Annotated in this window: 16 protein-coding genes and 1 pseudogene; 1 reads left to right on the forward strand and 16 read right to left on the reverse strand. The window is 38.1% G+C overall.

All coding sequences use genetic code 11. From position 1 onward, the window contains the following. Positions 1-56: 56 nt before the first annotated feature. From ACW2QC_RS03240 to ACW2QC_RS03285, 10 genes are all read right to left on the reverse strand, one after another. Positions 57-1,034, reverse strand: a complete 978-nt coding sequence (locus ACW2QC_RS03240) for a YpdA family putative bacillithiol disulfide reductase (RefSeq protein WP_457542536.1) — start codon at positions 1,032-1,034, stop codon at positions 57-59. Positions 1,035-1,186: 152 nt separating this feature from the next. Further along, positions 1,187-2,470 carry a Glu/Leu/Phe/Val family dehydrogenase gene (locus ACW2QC_RS03245; RefSeq protein WP_457542537.1) on the reverse strand — a complete coding sequence of 428 codons (1,284 nt, stop codon included), beginning with the start codon at positions 2,468-2,470 and terminating at the stop codon, positions 1,187-1,189. A 290-nt stretch (positions 2,471-2,760) separates the two neighbouring features. Further along, the gene (locus tag ACW2QC_RS03250; RefSeq protein ID WP_457542538.1) at positions 2,761-3,339 is read right to left on the reverse strand and encodes a genetic competence negative regulator; all 579 of its coding nucleotides are present in this window, start codon (positions 3,337-3,339) and stop codon (positions 2,761-2,763) included. Between the two features lie 107 nt (positions 3,340-3,446). Next, the gene (locus ACW2QC_RS03255; protein ID WP_457542539.1) at positions 3,447-4,226 is read right to left on the reverse strand and encodes a metallophosphoesterase; all 780 of its coding nucleotides are present in this window, start codon (positions 4,224-4,226) and stop codon (positions 3,447-3,449) included. A gap of 687 nt (positions 4,227-4,913) precedes the next feature. Beyond that, complete coding sequence (locus ACW2QC_RS03260; RefSeq protein ID WP_457542540.1) at positions 4,914-6,566, reverse strand: methyl-accepting chemotaxis protein; 1,653 nt, start codon at positions 6,564-6,566, stop codon at positions 4,914-4,916. A 4-nt stretch (positions 6,567-6,570) separates the two neighbouring features. After that, the gene (locus ACW2QC_RS03265) at positions 6,571-7,509 is read right to left on the reverse strand and encodes a BMP family lipoprotein (RefSeq protein WP_457542541.1); all 939 of its coding nucleotides are present in this window, start codon (positions 7,507-7,509) and stop codon (positions 6,571-6,573) included. Positions 7,510-8,202: 693 nt separating this feature from the next. Next, the gene (locus tag ACW2QC_RS03270; protein ID WP_457542542.1) at positions 8,203-8,532 is read right to left on the reverse strand and encodes a hypothetical protein; all 330 of its coding nucleotides are present in this window, start codon (positions 8,530-8,532) and stop codon (positions 8,203-8,205) included. After that, positions 8,532-9,113: a CPBP family intramembrane glutamic endopeptidase gene (locus tag ACW2QC_RS03275; RefSeq protein WP_457542543.1), complete on the reverse strand. Its 582-nt coding sequence runs from the start codon at positions 9,111-9,113 to the stop codon at positions 8,532-8,534. The genes ACW2QC_RS03270 and ACW2QC_RS03275 overlap by 1 nt, the downstream gene beginning before the upstream one ends. Then, the gene (locus ACW2QC_RS03280) at positions 9,106-10,653 is read right to left on the reverse strand and encodes a RecQ family ATP-dependent DNA helicase (RefSeq protein WP_457542544.1); all 1,548 of its coding nucleotides are present in this window, start codon (positions 10,651-10,653) and stop codon (positions 9,106-9,108) included. Before ACW2QC_RS03280 ends, ACW2QC_RS03275 begins: the two co-directional genes overlap by 8 nt. Positions 10,654-10,664: 11 nt before the next feature. Next, positions 10,665-11,720, reverse strand: coding sequence for a helix-turn-helix domain-containing protein (locus ACW2QC_RS03285; protein ID WP_457542545.1), 1,056 nt, complete (start codon positions 11,718-11,720; stop codon positions 10,665-10,667). Between the two features lie 146 nt (positions 11,721-11,866). Here ACW2QC_RS03285 and ACW2QC_RS03290 point away from each other — a divergent pair, with 146 nt between their 5' ends. Next, positions 11,867-12,124, forward strand: coding sequence for a ferredoxin (locus ACW2QC_RS03290; RefSeq protein WP_457542546.1), 258 nt, complete (start codon positions 11,867-11,869; stop codon positions 12,122-12,124). Positions 12,125-12,172: 48 nt separating this feature from the next. Here ACW2QC_RS03290 and ACW2QC_RS03295 read toward each other — a convergent pair. The 6 genes and pseudogenes from ACW2QC_RS03295 to ccsB all read right to left on the reverse strand — a co-directional run. Continuing rightward, a pseudogene (locus ACW2QC_RS03295) lies at positions 12,173-12,424 on the reverse strand (helix-turn-helix transcriptional regulator); the annotation flags it as partial. Between the two features lie 326 nt (positions 12,425-12,750). After that, a complete protein-coding gene (locus ACW2QC_RS03300; RefSeq protein ID WP_457542547.1) occupies positions 12,751-13,248 on the reverse strand; it encodes an ECF transporter S component in 498 nt (165 codons plus the stop codon). Positions 13,249-13,254: 6 nt separating this feature from the next. Then, positions 13,255-13,695 (reverse strand): DUF4430 domain-containing protein, encoded by a 441-nt coding sequence (locus ACW2QC_RS03305; RefSeq protein WP_457542548.1) that lies wholly within the window; start codon positions 13,693-13,695, stop codon positions 13,255-13,257. Between the two features lie 49 nt (positions 13,696-13,744). Then, positions 13,745-15,517, reverse strand: a complete 1,773-nt coding sequence (locus ACW2QC_RS03310; protein WP_457542549.1) for an ATP-binding protein — start codon at positions 15,515-15,517, stop codon at positions 13,745-13,747. Beyond that, complete coding sequence (locus ACW2QC_RS03315; RefSeq protein ID WP_457542550.1) at positions 15,517-16,236, reverse strand: response regulator transcription factor; 720 nt, start codon at positions 16,234-16,236, stop codon at positions 15,517-15,519. The genes ACW2QC_RS03310 and ACW2QC_RS03315 overlap by 1 nt, the downstream gene beginning before the upstream one ends. A gap of 77 nt (positions 16,237-16,313) precedes the next feature. After that, the gene (gene ccsB, locus ACW2QC_RS03320) at positions 16,314-17,501 is read right to left on the reverse strand and encodes a c-type cytochrome biogenesis protein CcsB (RefSeq protein WP_457542551.1); all 1,188 of its coding nucleotides are present in this window, start codon (positions 17,499-17,501) and stop codon (positions 16,314-16,316) included. Positions 17,502-17,559: the final 58 nt, after the last annotated feature.

The following is a 17,559-nucleotide window of genomic DNA, read 5'->3' on the forward strand; positions in this document are numbered from 1 at the left end:
AATAGGATGAACAGGTTGCAATAAGCAACCTGTCCATCCTATTATTGTTAGTGCTATTATCGTTTATTTATAATCGAATTAGCTATCATTTCACCGTGGAACCTGCCATTTTCAATGAAAATTTCATTATTGTTATAGCCAGCAGCTACTACACCTGCTACATAAATTCCTGGGATATTCGTTTCCATCGTGTCAGGATTAAATTGTGGTTTTCCATTTGTTTCATTTACCGTGATACCACTACTTTTCAAAAGTTGGTGGTCTGGTTTATAACCGGTCATAGCAAATACATAGTCATTGTCAACTTTTTTCGTTTCCCCATCTACCATATAATAAACAGCATCCTCTGTAATCTCTGTAATGCATGCATTAAAATCCATATGGACGATGTCTTTGCGGACTAACGAATCAAATTCTGGTAAGATCCATGGTTTTATACTTTTTGAATACGTACCACCTCGATATAAAACCGTTACACGGGCTCCAGCCTTATGCAACTCTAATGTTGCGTCAACAGCAGAATTTTTCCCACCGATCACGACTATATCCTTGTTGAAATACGGGTGTGCTTCTTTAAAATAATGCATGACCTTGTTAAGGTTTTCACCAGGGATATTCATTGCATTCGGCTGATCATAATAACCAGTTGCAATAATAACGTGATTTGCTTGATAGGAACAAGTCTCTTTATTATCTTTTTCTGTTGTTACATCAAAGCCACTTGTTGATTTTTTAATATCAATGACTTTTTCAAACGCATTTATTCGTATATTTTCCCGTTCGGCAACAGCACGGTAATAGGTTAAGGCCTGAACTCGAACTGGTTTTTGTTTTTCTGTAATGAACAAGTTCCCGCCTATTTCCAGTCTATCACTTGAACTGAAAAAAGTTTGGTGGGTTGGAAACTGATAAATGGTATTCACTACATTTTCTTTTTCAATAATTAATGGGGTGATACCACGGTTTTGCAGTTCAATTGCACATGATAGACCACATGGACCCCCACCGATAATAATCGTATCTTCCTTCTGCATCGTACGCACTTCCTTTTTTTAACTTCTAGCCTAATTCCTTTATAAGTACAAAAAAACTCTTATCTAACTATACATGATAAGAGTTTTTCCGTCATTTATTCAGTTTGAGAATTTAAGACCTCTTGCCGCATTCAGTCTTTTTGTTTCAAGGATTAAACCCAGCCACGGAATCTTGCGGCTTCGGCCATTTTACGAACACCAATCATATATGCTGCTAAGCGCATATCAACACGTCTTGTTTCTGCGGTATTATAAATCGCATTAAACGATTTAACCATAATGTTTTGCAGTTTTTCTTCAATTTCTTCTTCAGGCCAGTAATACCCTTGATTATTTTGCACCCATTCGAAATAAGAAACGGTTACACCGCCTGCAGATGAAAGTACATCGGGAACAAGTAAGATACCACGTTCCGTTAATATTTTTGTTGCTTCGAGTGTTGTCGGACCGTTTGCAGCCTCAACGACAATACTTGCTTTAATGTTATTAGCATTTTGTTCAGTAATTTGATTTTCTACTGCTGCGGGTACTAGAATGTCACAGTCCAATTCAAGTAATTCTTCATTTGTTATCGTATTGTTGAATAGTTTTGTAACGGTACCGAAGCTATCTCTTCTGTCTAATAAATAATCAATATCAAGGCCATTTGGATCATGAAGCGCACCATAAGCATCAGAAATACCGACTACTTTAGCGCCTGCATCATGTAAGAATTTAGATAAAAAGCTTCCAGCGTTTCCGAAGCCTTGGACAACTACCCTTGCCCCTTTTACATCGATTCCTTTTTTCTTTGCTGCTTCATTAATAACAATTGTAACACCTTTTGCAGTTGCAGATTCTCTCCCGTGCGAACCACCAAGCACGATCGGTTTACCAGTAATAAATCCTGGACTATTAAATTCATCAATACGACTGTATTCATCCATCATCCATGCCATGATTTGTGAATTTGTAAATACATCTGGTGCAGGAATGTCTTTGTTTGGACCAACAATTTGACTAATTGCACGAACATACCCACGACTCAAGCCTTCCAATTCACGGAATGACATTTCACGTGGATCACAAATAATTCCGCCTTTACCTCCACCGTAAGGCAAATCAACGATACCAGCTTTCAAACTCATCCAGATGGATAATGCTTTGACTTCTGTTTCAGTTACATCCGGATGGAACCGAACGCCACCTTTAGTTGGACCGACTGCATCGTTATGTTGAGCACGATAACCTGTGAAAATTTTGATGGAACCATCATCCATTCTGACAGGGATTCTTACAGTCATCATGCGAATCGGGTCTTTTAATAATTCAAATACTTCATCAGGGTAACCCAATTTATCCAACGCATTTTTTACAACAGTACGTGTTGAACTTAATACATCCATTTTTTGATTACTTTTTTCTTTGGTAGAATCTGCTGCTTTATCGGCTACCATGAATTTACCTCCTAGAATATCCATAAATATTTTATATAATAGCTGTACTCAGAGATTAGTATACACCTTCATCGTAAATATGCAATAAAATAAAGCCATTTTATCTATTTATTTTAACAGTTAATGAAAGCGATTTCCCTGCACCCTGTTTAAAGAAGTTTTTGCGTGGTGTAAATGACTATTTTTTATACTTTTCCGCCTTTACTTTTTCAGGAAATGAAGTGACAGCTACGTATAATCTTGATCGCATATTTATTTCTCCTAAACACACCAGGCCAATCATAACCGGATCAATAAAACGTGTCAATAATTGTCTTTACTGCATTTGTTTCCATGATAACTTTGCCATATTCCATTAATCTTGTTGAGGTAATAATGCTTGGTGATGAAAACTCAGACATGATTGCAATAACATGCTCTCTATTGTTTTTATTTAAATCGACATCTTCCAGTAGCATATAATAACGTTCATTCATATGATAAATTTGGCCACCAGTAATAGACTGTGCTAATAAGTAAGAAGATACTTGTATAATATCCTCGAATTCATCAAAAGAAAAAATCAACTCTTTGCTTTCATCCAAGGTAACTTTCATTTCAATAAAATCCTCATCCCAGTTTATATTTTCTATTTTTTGTGTAACAACCACATGCATGCCTTGTGCCTGCATTAAATGAACTTGTACAAGCAACATTCCTTCTAACTCAAACCCTAATTCACTACTTGCTTCATACATCATATCGCTAAACAAATTTCTAACCCCAGTAACATCTTCCCATAAATCATCTTTTGTAAAACCACGTTCAACTAAATCATCAAACGTTAAGAATATGGTAAATTGACTATCGGATACCCGTTCAATACGCATGTAGCATCCTCCTTTACTTAGCAATATAGTCTAATTTAGATCCTAAATTTTTGTGCTCTTACTATACTATATGCATAGGGAGCAATTGTTGAACTATTTGAAAAGGATCATTTTGTCTGTTTTTTCAAAGTTAGTACGTGACATTCAGCGTTTGTACCTAAGCGAAATGGCAATCTGGTATAGCCATAACCTTCACTAACGATCACATTAGAATGATGATGTTTCTGTAAACCGCCCCTCTGATACGGCCCAAATCCAGCTATGCGAATTTGCCCTCCATGGGTATGTCCAGCTAATACGAGGTTGGCTTTCTGCTGTTCTTCTGCTTCTAAGTCATAAAACGTGCGTGGTGCATGAGTTGCTAATATGTAGAAATCACCGTTTGCATGTTCCATCGCAAGGTCCATTCGCGCTTCACGATAGTAACTGCAATCCAAGCCTAAAATGCTCAGCATATCCCCATTTTCGGCTGTTATGTCAGTGTGAGTGTTCGCCAAAATGATTACGCCTTCTTCTGATAACAGTTTAGCAATAGCCGGAGGATCTGCCTCATAATCATTATTTCCCCATACAAAATAAATCGGTGCATTCCAGCGTTTTAATTTTTTTATATTGGTTCTTGTTCGCTCAAGTGGGACACCCTTTTCCGTAAGATCTCCACCGATAATCACAATATCCATTTTTTCTGTTATGGATTGTAGTGTATCGTCACGGATTATTCGTCGATGAATATCTGATATGAAAAAGATCCGGTAGTTGTCAAACCCGATTGGTAGTGAAGTGTCATGAATCGTTTGATAATTGATTGTATCATGATGTGCTTGATAAACCATATACATAATGAAAACCAATAGTAACAGGATAACTAAAAAAAGCAAATATATCATCTATCCGCATCCTTTCCATTTGTATCCGATCATATCATATTTTAAGCGGTTCAGATAATGTAAAGAAACATACAAAATACACAATAAACAGCATATCAATCGGTATGGTGTTTTGTTCTAAGAAAAGTTCTTTATACACAGTTTGTTGGTATTGAAATAAAGTGCGACGTAACTAAGAAGTTGCTCTCCCGCCGTTCCGGAAATACACTACGCTTTCCGCGGGCGGCTGCTGAGCCTCCTCGAGCTGGCGCTCTGCGGGGTCTCACCTAGGCCTTTCCTCCCGCCGGAGTCTACGTGTATTTCTCCACTGTTTTACCTTTTCGACTATCTATTTAATAATGTAATTAAAATACGAATGAGATGGTTGATTTCCGCTGCTGGCAGTCGACTCCTGTGAGAACAGCCTCTGCCTTCGTTGGTAAAGATTATATATCAACCAAAAATATACTACTAAAACCATTGCTATTTTGCACTTATTTGTTATTTATGATTTTATTCAAAAATTTGAACTACTTAATCATATTTATGTTTTTTTATCTGAAATAGGACAAATCACTTTATTAGTTGACGGGGGAAATTTAAGCTATTGATTGGTGTTTTTTACTCGAGATTGTAGAAATACAGAAAAGATCCTTTAAAGCACAGTAAAAAAGTGCCGCATTTTATATACGACACTTTTTTAATCTGTTAAAGCTTAAATTGATTTAATTCCTTGTCCAGTTCATCGATCATATCTTCAAGCTGGCTAACTTGTTGATGAACTTGCTGGAATGAGCGTTGTTGTTCTTCAACAGATGCGGCAATTTCTTCTGTACCTGCAGCTGTTTCCTCTGTTACAGCACTAATATTTTGGATAGACGATACAATTGTTGAACTCATATCACTTGAATCCTTCAAATCTCCGGTTAATTGTTGAAGCTGACTTGATATACCGTCAACATTTTCGTGAATAGTTGAGAAAGATACAACTGTCTCTTCCATCGACAGAGATTGTTCCTGCGATAGCGCAGTTGTTTGCTCAGTAACGTCCTCAATTGTTTTGATTCCCGCTTGGATATTTTGTACCATCTTAAAAATTTGGCTTGTTGCTTTTGCTGACTCATCTGCCAATTTTCGAACTTCTTGGGCAACTACCGCAAAGCCTTTTCCTTGCTCACCAGCACGGGCAGCTTCAATGGCGGCGTTTAATGCTAACAGATTGGTCTGATCAGCAATGTCGTTCACGAGTTTAGCCGTATCCTCAATTTCTGTTGTATAGGTAACAAAGGATTTTACGGAAGTTTCGATTGATTTTGTTGAGTCAATACTTTTTTCCATAATGGATCGCTGTTTCTTTATTGATTCCTGTCCTTTGTCCACCGATGTTAAGGTTTCTTTGCTCCTCTGTCTTGATAATTCACTTGTTTGCAAATTTGCTTCAACGTTTTCATTCATTTTATCCATATGATAAGCAGCATCTTGAATTTCCTCAGAGATGGACTGGCTTCCTTGTGATAATTCATCGGTTGATGTTGCAACTTGACTAGAACTTTCTGTTAACTGTTGCATATTATTGGTTAATTTACTACTGAAGCTCTGTACTTCCGTGCCAATTTTTTCAACCGATTGAATGGTTGTTTTTAGATTGGCAATCATCTGTTTAAACGCATTTGCCAATTGACCGATCTCGTTTTTCTCTTGTTCATTAACGACAATTTCTACCGTCAAATCACCATCTGCAACCTTGTTTGCGTATTCCGCCAAATGCTGGATTGGTCGTGCTGTTTTGGTTGTTAAACGGATAATCGCAAAAATGGAGACGATAATCAATACAATACTTGCAATGATTGTGACTGTGATGATATTTCCAATTTGTTTACCTCTATCCGAAACAGTCTGATCATACCATTGATTGGAACTTCTTTGCAGCATATAAACATCATTTAAAATGCCGGAAGTTTTGGCAGCCTGCCGTTTGATCTCATTTGTATCTGTATCAGCAAGGGCTGTTTTAACAACAGGTTGTAATGCTTCATATTTAGTCTGTACGCGTTGATACCATTGTTGATGTTCGGAAGTTTTTAGTTCGCCCTTTAATTCATCTAGCACATCTTTAATTGTTGTTAACTGTGTCGTAATTTCAGCTTTTGTCCCTGCTGATGGATTGTAAGCATAATTACTTAATGCTTGTTGAACGGAAATAAATTCACTGTTTAATCCCTTTACTTCTAATAAAAGCTGAACATCATTTTTCGATTCGTTTTGTAAACTATTCATTTGCATGATAATCATTGCAATCAGAGCCAAACTAAGAAGTAAAGGAATTAAGGACAGTATAAACAGTCGTTTTTTAATAGACATACACTCACTCCTCTACTTCAGTTGCTTGATCGATAATGGCTTGTTCTTCATCCGTCAATTTAATTAAGCGGATCGGTGCCAAGCCCACACCATTTTCTTTTAAGCCAAATGTTAGGTTTTCCCCATTTAACGTTTTACCATCGACTATCTTCTTAATGATGTCATATAACGCGACATCGACATTTTTAAGCATCGAGGTGACAACTGTTTTTTCGGCTAGGAAAAATTGGTCACTATCAACACCAAATGTATAAATGCCTTCTTCTTGTCCTGTTTTTAAGACACCGGTTCCTGTAAAACCAGCAGATGGGAAAATATAATCAGCACCTGCTTCAATTTGTTTCTGAGCAAGCTCTGCACCCTTTTGATCATCATTAAACGTGTTCGCATAGTCAACTAAAACTTTTGCGTCTTTGTTAACTTCTTTGACACCTTTTTTAAAACCTTTTTCAAAGTTTTGAATGACCGGTGCATTTTCACCACCAATAAATCCGACAGTATCTGATTTTGTTTTCATTCCTGCGATTAACCCAATCAGATACCCACCCTCATTTTCTTTAAATGTGATGGAGGTTACATTCTTTTTGTCTGAAACTGCATCAACTAGGATAAATTGCTGTTCAGGATATTTTTCCGCCAGTTCATCTACAGCTGGTGCAGCGTTAAAGCCGAGCCCTATAACAACATCATGTCCTGCTTTGATAAGTTCTTCTAATTTTTCTTTGAAATCATTTTCTAATGGCTCCCGATAATCAAACACGATTCCGAGTTCATCACGAGCTTTCTCTAATCCCTGAAATGCCGAATCACTGAATGATCCGTCTCCAAGCCCACCATCGGAAACAAGTAATCCAACACTTGTTACATCATTTGTTTCTTGTTTTGCGGTGCCTGTAGAACAAGCGCATAAGAAAACTAGCGCAACTAAAAATAGACGCCTCAATTCGATTCTCCTTTCTATGTTGTCTAATGTCAGACGTTTATTTCTTCCAATATCAATATCGGCACTTTCCTTTATAATCTGTAATAAACAATTAAATTCTTAGCTTTCAGACTTTTGAATTTAAATTTATCCTGTGAGTGGACTTCATAATTGCACTTTATTAAGGTTGTTTCTTATAAATTGTTGTTTTTGAAACAATAGTTATATAGAAAGCGAACTAATTACCGCTCCGGAAATACACTTCGCTTTCCAGGGGCGGCTGTTGAGCCTCCTCGTGCTAACGCACTGCGGGGTCTCACCGATGCCTTTCCTCCCCCAGGAGTCTACGTGTATTTCCTCCGCTTTTTTTACCTTTTCGACTACCATGTGTAATGGGATATAAATACGAATAAGATAGGTGATTGGAGCGGAGGGCAGTCGACTCCTGCGGGAACAGCACGTGTCTGAAGACCCCGCAGGAAGTGGTCGGAAAAGGAGGGTCGACTAAAACCGTCCTTTGCGGACAACGTCGACATACCCCTCGCCAGGGCAAGGAGGCTGAAGCCGTGCCCGTGGAAAGCGACTGCCCGCAGCGGAAATCACGTTGCTGTTACGTCGCATTTTATATCTAATGCGTAAAACAACGATTTTTTAGAGAACAGCATATAAAAAAACCACCTGACAACAGTTACCTGTCATTAGGTGGTTAAAAATTTACTCGGTTGGTAAGTGAAGCAGTTCATCTCCCCATACATAATAGAGTCCGACAAGGATACCGAGAGTAATAATGATGACCAACAACAATCTGATGAATGGACGACTTATTTTCATATGTGTTCGCTGATCATCTTTTGCGTGTACTTCTTTTCTTGGCGGCAAATTGAGAATATCAACTCCCCAGTCGATTTGCTCCAAATCATCTGTAGACTCTTCTGCACTAGAATGATTATCGAACGAGGTGTTTGCTTGCCCTTCCTGAACTTCATTCACTAATTTCCTCAATTCTGTTGCTTGATCCTCACGTTCTTTCGTCTGGTTCTCCATTAGCTAGCACCTCTTTTTTGAAACCGGATGATTAATCCTAATAAAAAATCGACAATAAAATGGGACGTAATCGTTGTAAACAAATTTCCTGTTAGTTCAAACATATACCCGATATAAAAACTGACGAACAAGACAGAAATCAGCAATACTGGCTTCGTTATATAGCGAATATGGACAAGTGCGAAAATTGAACTCGTCAGAATATAACCAAAAGTGGTTTGCAGCACACCGCGAAACAGCAATTCTTCTGAAACGGCAACGAGCAAAACGATCAGAAAGATACTCCCAATGGAACGATTCTGGAAAATCTTATTATTAATACCACCATCATCGTAATAACGCTTCGGAAAAACATACATAAGCAATAAATCACTCAATACGATGACCAATCCAGGAATAACTCCATACCAAACGATTTCCTGCATATCTAGTTGAAAATAGTCAAGCCATTGTGCCATGTGGTCAAAAAAGAATAGACTTAGCACGAAACTAAGGATAAACAAAAGCGTCTGGGACACGATCAATTGTTTACCCAACTCTTTGTCAGACATTTGTTGGATTATGTCACGTTGACTAGCCATTGTGATCTCCCGCAATCAATAAATGATGTAACTTCTCCTGCCAAGTCGTCTCTTGTTCGATAGAAGTTTCCTGTTGTGGGACCCACGCCGAAAATGAAAAACCGCAGTTACTACAGCATGCGTGTTTTGGCTTCGTATAAGAATCTTGAAAGCCTTTGTATAACTGTTCTCGTAAGCACCCTTGTTCATGAATCCAATCAATCATTTCCGTTAGCTTTCTTTCTTTTATCGTTGTCCGCTCCTCGATAAAATACTGGATTCTCACAAACGCCTGTTGCCAATTTTCAATATCATAGATGATCTTATTTTCTACTATCATACCATGTTTTTCGAATTGATAGTGCAAAAATCGCCATTGAATTTCACTTAGCTCAAAATCGCGTGCTACCTCTTCCGTATCAGACGGAAGTAAATCCCCAGCATGGTAGTACTGCACCAATTTTTCAAAGACAGTCGACAATTGCTCGACCGATGGAAGCTCTTTCTTAATTAAGTTGTCAGGAATAAATCGATCCGTTTGTGAATAGAGGAGTAATCCAACGCTCAACTCCCCATCCCTTCCTGCCCTACCAACCTCTTGGATATACGATTCAATCTGTGATGGAAAATGGTAATGGATCACTAAACGAATGTTGCTTTTATCGATTCCCATTCCAAAGGCACTTGTACAACAAATAATGTCCAATTGATCATTCATAAATTGCTGCTGGATGGCAACACGATCGGTTTGCTCCATCCCACCATGATAAAAGGCAACTCGTTGATTCGGCAGTTTTAATCGTAATATACTTGCGGTTGTTTCTGCCGACTGTCTACTAGAGAAATAGATAATTGCTGGAATTTTATATCGTTGGAACAGTTTTATTAAAACATCCATTTTTTCTTGGTTGTCATTTACTTCTTGTATGGAAAAAATAATGTTTTCCCGGTCCATCGGAAAAATCCGCTTCACCATGTTTGGACGGTCGAGAAATTTTACAATATCTTGTTGCACGTCTTTTGTCGCTGTGGCACTCAAGGCCATAATTGTTGGATTGTGTAACGCCTGAATAATGTTACCAAGCTTTAAATAATCTGGGCGAAACTCATGTCCCCATTGTGAAATACAATGCGCCTCATCAATTACAAATAAACAAACATTAATTCCTCTTAAACGATCAAGCAGGTCTTGCTGTTGCAATAATTCCGGTGAGACATAAATTAGATCATAGGACTGTAATTGACGGTATACCTGTCTTCGTTCATTCGGATGCATAAAACTATTCAATGCGACAACCGATTTGAATTTCATCGCTTTTAATTGTTTTACTTGATCAATCATCAACGATATTAGTGGTGAAACGACAATCGTGGTTCCTTGCAAAAGTTTTGCCGGTAGCTGATAGCATAATGATTTTCCAGAACCAGTAGGCAAGATACCTAGGACATCATTTCTTTCCATGACTTCCTGGATAATTTCTTTTTGGCCCGGTCGGAACGCTGAATAGCCAAAATGATCATATAACGTTTGTTCCAATGTATCTTGTTGTTGGTTTATCATACAACTCACCTTTATTTGATTGATAGATTTTTAACAGTGGCTAAGACGAGACGGATTTGAAAATAGCTGATTTCGTCTGGTAACGCTTGTTTTAATTGTTTTAAAGAAAATGAATTTATTTGCTTCACGGCATCAACAATTTGTGCATATTGTTCATTTGAAATAAATGGTGTTACTGGGAATGTCGGATTATACAAGGCAATTTCAACAATATGGTCATAGATGGTATTAACCTTTAACCGGCGTCGATCAGCAATTGCTTCCACAGTATAATGACGCTTGAGCATTTGGTATGTTCGATTGGCTGAATCCGTAATGAAAGTCTGTTCTGTCGTATCATCGATCATGGCAGATAAGGTTGGAAATTCATGTTGATCGCGTTTAACGATGCTTACCATCCGATGAATGATTCTTGTCCACAACAATGGTACATCTGTTACCGGAATTTGATAGTGGTATGCTAATTGTTGCCTGCTTTTTCCATAGTTTTTATAGACTGTTAGCCGATCAACAAATAGGCTAGCTTCTACTGTTTGGCATGTGCTTAATATTCTATGTAACTCGTTATAAAGTGCATGTAAAAGTGCTGCTTCATCCGTCTTATTTTTTCGATAAAATTGTTTTACCCAGGCTTGAACGGGCATTTTATCTATTACGGGAATAAATGAGAAATTGCCCTTGCTGCTATTTGTTAACGTTTGAATAAACAACAGTAGCCGATCGGAAAAAATATCTGCCAATGTATGATAGTGCATACCGTGAAAGTGTTCGAATGATAGTTTTCCCGCATGTTCTATTAACCACCGTTCCCCTTGTTCTGTGAGCTTGAAACCAGATGCTTCATCAATGGATAAAAGCGCCTTTTGTTCCAGTTGGTGAATGATTGCATCAAACGTTTTTTTATGTAAGGATTTACTGATCCCATAAAAAGGTTGGAGATCATATAGATGGGCATCCTGAACCGTTTGAATGGATCTTTTTCCTGTTAACAAGTGATAAATAGCTGAGGTGGTCCTTTTCGTTTTGATGTGTTGAGCACACGTTAGAATAACACCTTCCAGTAACATTATGTAACACCTCTAATAAATTATTTGTCCGCTTTTTGACACATAAATTGGAATTCTCCTTGAAACGGATGATCGATTATTGAAAAGTATCGGAAACAGTTTTACAATAAATGAGAACTTGTTTATCATGTTAGGAGATATGCTGTATGCCAAAGTATACAATTGTAGATAAAGAAACTTGCATAGCGTGTGGGGCATGTGGAGTTGCTGCACCTGATATATATGATTACGATGATGAAGGTCTATCCTATGTAATCTTGGACAACAATAAAGGAACTGCTGAAGTCCCGGAAGTGTTAGAAGAGGATATGTTCGATGCGCATGATGGATGTCCGACAGATTCGATTAAAATTGCGGATAACCCATTTGACGGTGATCCTTTAAAATATGATGATGAAATATAATATGATAGACAGGCTGGTTTCCCTTATGCGGTTGAAATCAGCCTATTTATGTGCAGCGACCTTCACCACATCCAATACGTTCTTACCCAATGTGAATTGAATGATTTCACTATCTGGAAAAAGTGCGCACAATGCGACAATCGTTGTCCAATTTGCACAAGTTCGCTTCTTTTCAATTTGTACAAGTGTTTTCTTAGAAATGCCTAAAACAGCTGCCATCCGGTCTTGTGTATAATCATTCTCAACACGGATTAATTTGATTTTAGCTGAAAGGGAGTGTATGATCGATTTCTGATCCATTGTAGACACCATTCCTATTACAGTTTCCATACCTTCCTATCTATCATAATTCGCTCGATTAGAAAAGTCAAAGCTAAAAAGAACAAAAGCGCAAGAGCCCGTTTAGCGACGTACGGACTGGACTGAGCCGTAGGAGATAAAGGAAACACGGTGAGCGGAAGCGAACCGATGTTGACTTATCGTACGGAGGTGAGGGAAGTCGCGCTAGTCGCTGGGCGCTGGAGCTGGACGTGGCTCATTATGCCGAAAACAAATTAGAGCCAAATTTTATACTTTCTTTCCTCTTTAAAAATACCATCCCTAACAAAGAAATGGTATTTTAATCGTTACAATCGTTTTTCCATGTAACGCTTGAAAAAGAATGAGATGACTGGATATAGTAGAATCATAAATAACGCATTTCCAATCGCGTGATACGTGTCAAATGGTAGTCCTGCTAGATAATATGGAATAAACTTTCCCGTGATGGAGTAGTTTGTCAAGGAAATAATCAACCCATAAAAATACCCGCTAAATATAGCAAACACAACAATAATGCTTAATGGAATTCGCTTTGACAGCTTCCCAAGCATCCCACTCATAAAGCCAATTATTGCCCACGAGATAACTTGCCAAATCGTCCAGATCCCCATTCCCAACATCATGTTTGATAAAAATGTCGTTAGCAACGCTAAACAAATCGCTGCTACTGGACCTAAAAATAATCCACAGATAATAATTAGCGATGTAACGGGTTGTACATTAGGCATGAAAGCGAATGCATATCTCCCCACAACAGCAAGGGCTGCCAGCAATGCAAGTAAGGTTAATTTATATGTATTCACTTCCTATCATTCCCATTTTTGTAAATCAAACGAAACTTCATCTCCAGGAGATAATTCAATATCTTTTGCTCCCTCCATTGCTGTTTCTCCATTCACAAAAAACATCCACGCAGTTTGTTCGTCCTGATTCTGTGCTACCCCTTCAATTGATGTAATATAAGCGCCGTCAAAATCGGTTTCAATCGTAAAGTTTTCTTCCATTACATCCATTAAACTTGCACCATCTTCAATAGTAATCTGTTTTTCATCGATATATTCCGTTTCTTTATCTTTTGATATTGTAATCGTGACAGTATCTTCGCTTTCTTCACCCTCATTATTGCTTTGTTGCTCGGTTTGATTGTCGTTCGATGTAGCTTGTTCCTCTTGATCATCGCTAGCGCCGCACCCACTTAATAAACCGATAATAATGATCAATGATGCTAAAGTGAATAAACTTTTACGCACTTTCTTTTCCTCCTTGTTAAATCCATAAAACGACAAAAATGAACATATTTTACGTATCTTTTAAATTTATTGGGACCTTAAAGATAAAGGTTGTCCCCTGGTTTTGTTTACTTTGAACGGAAATAGTCCCATGGTGTGCATCAATAATGTTCTTGGCAATTGCCAGACCTAATCCAGTTCCTTTTTTCTTTTTGTTCCGTGTTCTAGATTTATCCGCCTTATAGAAGCGTTCAAAAATAAATGGCAAATCTTCTTCCGGTATACCACTTCCATTATCTTCAATCGTAACGGAAAAATCTTCAGATGATGATGCAACCGTAACGTTTACGAAACCATGGACAGCAGTATGACGAATCGCATTGTCAATCAGATTTGTAAACACTTGTTCTATTCGATCAGGGTCACAGTTCAGTGTTCTGTTTGTTATTTCTTTTTTTAGATGTAACGTAATTTCGTTATCGTCAGCAGTACCTTTGAATTTTTTGAGGATCCGTTCAACAAAGGATTCCACCTGAACGGTTTCTAAATTCAACTGAATATGACCTGCTTCCATCCGTGCCAAGTCTAACAATTCACTAACAAGTCGCCCCATCCGCTGTGATTCTTCGTGAATAATTTGCGCTAACTCATTTTTTTCTTCCGTACTTTCCGCAACATTATCGACAATTGCCTCACTATACCCTTGTAATAAAGAAATTGGTGTTCGCAATTCATGGGATACATTGGCGATAAAATCTTTCCGTAATTTATCTAGCCGTCGTTCCTCGGTCATGTCCCGGATAACAGCAACTGCTCCGCGCACATATTTCTGATCGTATAAAGGGGTCATGATCATTACCCAATTTCTGCCTTGTAAAATAATTTCTTCTAAAACTTCCTTTTCCCCTTGGACAACTTCCTGTAAGACCTGATTTAATTCACTAGGCAGCTTTTTTTCCTTTTCGTTTATTGGTAGATTGTTTTCAAAGTACCAATCCTGAATAAATCGTTCTGCAGGTGGATTAGTTACCATCATCTCACCATTTCGACTTAATGTAATGACACCATCTGCCATGGAATTTACGATACTTGAAAGCTGTTCTTTCTCTTGCCTTAATGCATTAATATGAAATTTCAACTGTCTCCCCATTCGATTAAACGCCATTGCTAATTCACCAATTTCATCATGAGTCAGAATTGGTACTTTTGTATTAAACTCGCCTCTCGTTAAATCGAAAGCAGCCTCCCTCATTTTAATAAGTGGTGACGTGATTCTGGTTGATAAGAAAAAGGCAAAAATCGTTGTAAGGATAATTGCAATTCCAGCAGCAAGGAATATTATTTTTGTTGTTTCTGCCTTTGTTTGATTGATGACATCTAGTGATTGATAAACGTAAACAGCCTCATGTTTAGCAGGAACAGGAATACCGACAATCATGATTTCAACATCTGTCCCCGGTATTACTGTTTGTTTCTTCACTTTATCATTTTTCATCAACACATCCGATAATTCCTGGTCATTTTTTAACCAGTTTTCCGTTAACTTGGACAATTGATTATTGTTGCTTGGTGACACCCACAATTGATCGCCTTTGGATACGATGGCCACTTTGCTTGATGGATCTTTCACTCGGTTAGTCGTTTCATGAAGCAAATCCTTCTCATCGTATTGGTCGATCATTTCCGATACTTTCGTTGCCGTTTGCATTAAATCATTTTCCGCCTCGTCAATGTGCAGGTTTTCAAAAAACTCCAGTAATAAAATCGTTAAGATAAATAATACAAAAGAAACTAGCAATAATATGGTTACTGCTAGTTTCCCTACTACGCTACGCCAAAACATTATACATCATCTACCTCAAATTTATATCCTACACCCCAAACTGTTACGATCATCTTAGAGGCTTCTTTGGATACATAATTTAATTTTTCGCGTAATCGTTTTACATGGGTGTCAACGGTGCGTAAATCACCAAAGAATTCGTATTGCCATACCTCTTTTAAAAGTTGTTCCCGGTTAAACACTTTATTGGGAGCTTTTGCTAGAAAGCATAACAATTCGTATTCCTTCGGTGTTAAACTTACATCCCCTCCATCTGCGGTCACTGTATGTGCATCATAATCGATCGTTAGATGTGGGAACATGATCATGTTTTTTTGCTCTATTGGTTCCTCTGTTTCTTTTACATTAGTAGACGTACGACGTAACAGGGCTTTTACGCGTAATACGACTTCTCTTGGGCTAAAAGGTTTTACAATATAGTCATCGGTACCGACTTCAAACCCTTGGACACGATTGGCTTCTTCTCCTTTAGCCGTTAACATAATCACAGGGGTATCTTTTTCTTTTCTTAGTCTCTGACAAACTTCGATTCCATCCATCTCCGGCATCATTAGATCCAGTAAGATGACATCATAATTATTTTCCAAAGCTAACTGTAATGCGTCATTGCCATTGCCTGCTTCCTCGACAATGAAGTCTTCACGTTCTAGATACATTTTGATTAATCTTCTGATTCTATCTTCATCATCAACAACCAAAATTTTCGCATTAGCATCCATGTAGAACTCCCCCTTTTATCCTAAGTTAAAGTATAAGAAAAACGCTAAACTGCGCTTTTCTTATAGGAACGAATTGACTAGGCGTACGAGTGTAGCCCTGCAAGTATTAAGTTAACAGCGATAAGGTTAAACATGATGATGGCAAATCCTCCAACAGCTAACCAGGCTGATTTTTCCCCATGCCATCCTCGGGAAAGACGTAAATGTAAAAATGCTGCATAGAAGAACCATGTTACAAGTGCCCACACTTCTTTTGGATCCCAGCCCCAGAAGCGGTCCCAAGCTATTTGCGCCCAGATTGCAGCAAAAATCAAGCCACCAAGGGTGAAAACTGGAAATCCGATTGCGACAGCACGATACGAAATTTCATCTAATAAATCTGGTTTCGCTTTTCTTAGCAATGGCTGTATCGCAGCACCAATCCTTTTTCTAACAATTAACCGGACAAGGATGTAAATAATTAGTCCCGTAAAGACAGACCAAATAACGGTATTAAGCTTCCGTCCTGCGTCGGCCCCATGCATCCATGATGGTGTTTCGAACCAAGGTTCCATGACTCCTTCAGAAATCAATGTGCTATCATTCGGTGCAGCGATTGCTGGCATGTGATAGTCTGTTGTCATCTGCTCATCTTCTGGTCCGTACTGGAATTGAGCATGATAGTCCATTGAGTTGAAAATAACAGTTATGACACTGAACCCAACAAATATGAACAGCGCGAATAAAATAATTTCCAGCCAAGTTGTTCGACTGCTTCGTACAGATTGGTCGATTTGGCGAATTAAAAAGATTAATCCGGCCACAAAGCTAATCGATAGGATTGCTTCGGCAAGTGACACTGTCGTTACATGAATGTATAACCAATGACTTTGTAGTGAAGGCACTAATGGCGAAACTTCAGTTGGAAACATACTTGCAAAAGCAATAACAATTAAAGCAATTGGCAATGCGAATAAACCTAAAATACTTAAGCGGTAAATAAAGTAAATGATAATAAACGCAAATACCAAGCCCATACCAAAGAAAGTCATAAATTCAAACATATTACTAACTGGTGCATGTCCGCTCGCTATCCATCTTGTGACAAAATAAACAAGCTGTGAAAGAAAACCAATGATTGTTATGGTTATACCGATTTTTCCGGCAACACCTTTTTTATTTTTATCGTTTTTTTGCCTGATTGTCGCTCCGAAGAAAGCGGTGGCGATCAAATAAAGAAAAAATGCGATATATAGTGTCGTTTCACTAATACTAAGATAATCCATCAATATCCTCCTCTTATAGTGCGTGTTCAAAAAGTTGCCAAATTAGAAGCAAGGTCGG

This window comes from Virgibacillus sp. FSP13 (assembly GCF_054048505.1).

Excerpts from the sequence above, each read along its gene's own strand:
- ACW2QC_RS03240 (WP_457542536.1), bottom strand. The coding sequence starts at position 1,034 with ATGCAGAAGGAAGATACGATTATTATCGGTGGGGGTCCATGTGGTCTA.
- ACW2QC_RS03245 (WP_457542537.1), bottom strand. The coding sequence starts at position 2,470 with ATGGTAGCCGATAAAGCAGCAGATTCTACCAAAGAAAAAAGTAATCAA.
- ACW2QC_RS03250 (WP_457542538.1), bottom strand. The coding sequence starts at position 3,339 with ATGCGTATTGAACGGGTATCCGATAGTCAATTTACCATATTCTTAACG.
- ACW2QC_RS03255 (WP_457542539.1), bottom strand. The coding sequence starts at position 4,226 with ATGATATATTTGCTTTTTTTAGTTATCCTGTTACTATTGGTTTTCATT.
- ACW2QC_RS03260 (WP_457542540.1), bottom strand. The coding sequence starts at position 6,566 with ATGTCTATTAAAAAACGACTGTTTATACTGTCCTTAATTCCTTTACTT.
- ACW2QC_RS03270 (WP_457542542.1), bottom strand. The coding sequence starts at position 8,532 with ATGGAGAACCAGACGAAAGAACGTGAGGATCAAGCAACAGAATTGAGG.
- ACW2QC_RS03275 (WP_457542543.1), bottom strand. The coding sequence starts at position 9,113 with ATGGCTAGTCAACGTGACATAATCCAACAAATGTCTGACAAAGAGTTG.
- ACW2QC_RS03280 (WP_457542544.1), bottom strand. The coding sequence starts at position 10,653 with ATGATAAACCAACAACAAGATACATTGGAACAAACGTTATATGATCAT.
- ACW2QC_RS03285 (WP_457542545.1), bottom strand. The coding sequence starts at position 11,720 with ATGTTACTGGAAGGTGTTATTCTAACGTGTGCTCAACACATCAAAACG.
- ACW2QC_RS03290 (WP_457542546.1), top strand. The coding sequence starts at position 11,867 with ATGCCAAAGTATACAATTGTAGATAAAGAAACTTGCATAGCGTGTGGG.
- ACW2QC_RS03310 (WP_457542549.1), bottom strand. The coding sequence starts at position 15,517 with ATGTTTTGGCGTAGCGTAGTAGGGAAACTAGCAGTAACCATATTATTG.
- ACW2QC_RS03315 (WP_457542550.1), bottom strand. The coding sequence starts at position 16,236 with ATGGATGCTAATGCGAAAATTTTGGTTGTTGATGATGAAGATAGAATC.
- ccsB (WP_457542551.1), bottom strand. The coding sequence starts at position 17,501 with ATGGATTATCTTAGTATTAGTGAAACGACACTATATATCGCATTTTTT.